The 3,732-nt window shown below is 54.3% G+C and carries 2 protein-coding genes; one reads left to right on the top strand and one right to left on the bottom strand.

From position 1 onward, the window contains the following. Positions 1–743 precede the first annotated feature (743 nt). Positions 744–2,114, bottom strand: coding sequence for a sulfatase (locus tag ACF8AM_RS22565; RefSeq protein ID WP_392557823.1), 1,371 nt, complete (start codon positions 2,112–2,114; stop codon positions 744–746). Positions 2,115–2,844: 730 nt separating this feature from the next. Between ACF8AM_RS22565 and ACF8AM_RS22560 the strand changes: the two genes are divergently transcribed. Continuing rightward, entirely contained in the window at positions 2,845–3,687 is an 843-nt protein-coding gene (locus ACF8AM_RS22560) for a PEP-CTERM sorting domain-containing protein (RefSeq protein ID WP_392557822.1), read from the top strand. Positions 3,688–3,732 lie beyond the last annotated feature (45 nt).

Here is a 3,732-nt window from a genome sequence, read left to right as displayed (position 1 = left end):
TTCACCCAACAAACACCCACCCCCTGTTGCAAACCCCATGTGTTTTTTTTGGCGCGGCGACCACCAAAACACAAAATACACCCTCGTGGCGGGTGGGGGGCGGGTGGGGGGGGGTGGCCCCACGCCAACCCCCTGTAACCGACTGAGGCCCTCAGTCCGCCCACCTGGCTCCACCCCCCGTAGCCGACTGAGACCCTCAGTCGGCCCGAGCGCAACCCAACGCCAACCGGCGTGTTGATTTAGTCCTGTATCGCGATCTTGATTTAGCGATTTCTTATTGTCCATGGAGCCCCATGGATGACAAACTTTTCTGCCCCGCCGCTTTCTCGCGATCAAGTCGTTCTCTTTCCTATTGCTTCGTTTGTCGCGGTTCAAAACGCGTCGTCTATCCGAAGCTCAAGTCCTCGGTTCAAGAAGCTCGTCGATGAACGACGAACGGCCCTTCTGTTCTCCCATGGACTTTGCTTCTGATTCTTGCCCTCCGGTGAAGGATCTGGTTCGTTTCAATTGCAACTCTTCGGTGGTTGGCCACGTGCTCAGTGCATGGTTGTGCTGAGGCGATTGTGAATTGGAACGATTGAAATTCACTTTCCGGTGGTTTTGATGCAAGGAATTGGTGAACACGCAGCACCAAACCAATCTCCCTGGGGCACCGTGAAAGTGAACAAGTCGTGATGAACCGGCATCCGCTCGGCAGCATGCGTTTCAAACCAAGCTTGCGTGCGCTGGTGACCGCGGTTCGCTCATCGCTTGGGCTTCACGGCATCCTTTGGCAACCATTTCGCCAACTCATCCTTGACGATTTGGAGTTCCGGCTTGCCAGCCAAGTTCTCGTATTCGTACGGGTCGTTCCGGCTGTCGTACAGCTCTTCATCGCCGTTGGCGTAGCGGATGTAGCGATACTGTTCGCTTCGCACGGCGTGGTTCTCATAACCGTGTGTCGTGATCGCAGGAATGTCCCAAGCGGCGTTGGGATTCTTCAGCAGTGATGTGATTTCGTGTCCTTCCACGTGATCTGGGATCGGCAGGCCAGTCAGTTCGCAGAGCGTTGGGTAGACCGACATCAAGTCCACGGTCCGTTCGCAGCGTGCCCCCGGCGTGGTCATTCCGGGGACGACCCAGATCATGGGTGTCCGCGTCGGTTCCTCCCACAAGGCGAACTTGCGCCAATGTTGCTTTTCGCCGAGTGACCAACCGTGATCAGTCCACAGAACCAAAATCGTGTTGTCTTTGTGCGGGCTGTTCTCGTATGCGTCCAGCAACCGCCCCAGGTTCATGTCGGTGTAGGCACATGTCGCCAAGTAAGACTGAATCGCTGCCTTCCAACGTCCAGACTTCAAAAACTTCTTGTGGTCTTTGTCTGCACCAGCCATCCGCAGACCGGCTGGAGGCAAGTCATCCAAGTCGTTTTCGCGGTGTGGCGGAAGCTGGATGGATTCCAGCGGAAAGGCGTCGTAGTATTTTCTAGGTGCAACGAATGGCAAATGAGGTTTGTAAAGACCGCAGGCAATGAAGAATGGTTCATCGGAACTTTCGTTCAATCGATCGATGCAGTAGTTCGTTGTGTGCCAATCGATCAAGTCCTCGTCCTTCAAATTCGGATGGACCTTGTCGTTGTGGAAGCCATCCATTTTCTGAACACCGGGACCATTGGACGACAATCCCTTCTTGGACATGTAGTCCGTCCATTCGGATGGATGGTAGTCCATCGAATGATAAATCTTGCCCGCACCGAATACCTTGTATCCGGCGTTCAGGAATTGAGCCGCCATGCCATCGTCAGCGGGTTGGTACTTCTTCCACTGGTCGCCGTTCTTGTAGCATCCGGTGGTCCAAGGTCGACGACCGCCCATCAATGCGCATCGAGATGGTTCGCAAGCGGGAACAGCGCAATAAGCGTTGGTGAACGCCACACCCATCTTGGCCAGTCGATCGAAGTTCGGTGTCTGGGCTTGAGGGTTTCGGCCCATGAACGTCAGCCAATGATTGAGGTCGTCCACCGCCACCATCATAACGTTGGGTTTTTTCTTCGTCTCCGTTTCCGCCACGACAACGTGCGTATGAAAAGAGGGAAGCACAATGCAGAGAACGATCCGAAGCAATCTGAAAGACATGGCAGAACGAGGGATGGGGAGAGGGATGTGAAACCGAAGATACGTTTAAGCAGGCCGGTAGGAACGATCAGCGATAGCAACTTGAGTTGATTGGGAGTTCACCTCAGTTGTACGCGGGAGCAATAGCAAGGCTGCTTCAAGCCGTTTGAATGCTGAAAGGATCCTGCCGAGCTGCATTGAGGGTCTGATTGTAGATGACTACTTCGGGGTAGGTCAGGACTTTGTACGAACGATCTTTCCTGGTGCGCTAACAGACTGTTGATTTATGGCGTTTCCCAGATCGAAACAGTCAGCCGACCGGCATTAGCCCACGGTTCCAACGCCCAATCGTGGCTATCGCCTGCGCGACGCATTCGCTTTCATCTGAGCATCCATGCTTGAGAACCTATCCCTGAATCCTTTCTTGCCCCCCTGAATTAAGGGGGGCGAGGATCTGTGATAGGTTCTTAAGCTTTCACCCTTTTTGGGGGGAGTTCTGGCAGTGATAGAAATAGAGGAGCGAATGTCAGAATGCTATTTGATCGTTCCTATGTGAATCGATCGTGTCCAAAGGCGCATCTGTGAACGTAAAGACAGAAGGGGTTATCCCCTAAGTTGCAAAATTGCCGGCTTTCCCTCTGCAAAGAATTGATAGGGTGAAATGGCCTGGACTTTCAGGCTAACTTTTCTTTCTAAGTTGAGAGGTTTGCAAATGAGATGGTTTTTGCTGGGGTGGTCGATGTGTGCCATCATGTTGTCAACAGAAGTCGCTCAGGCTGCCGTGATCGGAGGCAATAGCTCCTCCGACTTCCTCGCGGTGGATCTGGAATTAGACCTTCTGCCACTTGCCGGAGGTGGGGTGGTGGTCGATGCCCAAATCAATGGGCTGGCACCTGCGTCGGGCACATCGCCGGCACCTTACAACGATACCGAGACGGTTTTGGGCGTCGCCGCGAATGCCGGCAATATCCCGGTCATTTCGTTGGGGAACGTCGTGGGCGCCACGGCGGATACAGTGACGTCGTTTGCAGGGTCGGATGTCGACGGACTGCCAGGTTCTCGGAACGCGAATTCCAGTCACGTGATCGAAAATCTCGACTTGTCCGTCGTTGAATTGGCTGCAGTGGATCTGATTTCGATCACGGCCGATGCGATCACGGTGACCTCAGCGGTTGATGGTGATTTTGGCTCGCTGAGTCCAACCGGGACGATGGATGTGACGAACTTGCAAATCAGCGTGTCGGGCGTCCAAGTCGGTGCCACACTCAATGGATCAATCGCCGCAAACACAGGGATTGATCTTTCTTCCGTCTTGGGAGGCGCGTCGTTGATCCTGAACGAGCAATTGCTGACCGGTGACGGGATCAGCAGTTCAGGGTTGGCGACCAATGCGATCAGTTTGCGTTTGACCGATGTTGGTGTTGCCGGAGTTGGAGAGCTCGATGGGAATGTGTTCGTTGGTCTTACCAACGCGGGGTTGCAAGCTTCCGCCGTTCCTGAACCCTCTTCGCTGGCTTTGCTAGGTGTCGTTGGTTTCGGCGGTGCCTGCTGGAGATGCCGACGCAAAGTTGCTGGGCCGGCAAGCCAAGCATAAAGAGTTGGTCCAGATTGGAATGTCGCCCATTGAGTGCCGAGGATG

The organism is Rhodopirellula sp. JB055, assembly GCF_043100905.1.
Taxonomy (GTDB): Bacteria; Planctomycetota; Planctomycetia; order Pirellulales; family Pirellulaceae; genus Rhodopirellula.
The sequence above is the reverse complement of the archived record's forward strand: the minus strand, read 5'-3'. Positions and strand labels throughout refer to the sequence as shown.

Excerpts from the sequence above, each read along its gene's own strand:
- ACF8AM_RS22565 (WP_392557823.1), bottom strand. The coding sequence starts at position 2,114 with ATGTCTTTCAGATTGCTTCGGATCGTTCTCTGCATTGTGCTTCCCTCT.
- ACF8AM_RS22560 (WP_392557822.1), top strand. The coding sequence starts at position 2,845 with ATGTTGTCAACAGAAGTCGCTCAGGCTGCCGTGATCGGAGGCAATAGC.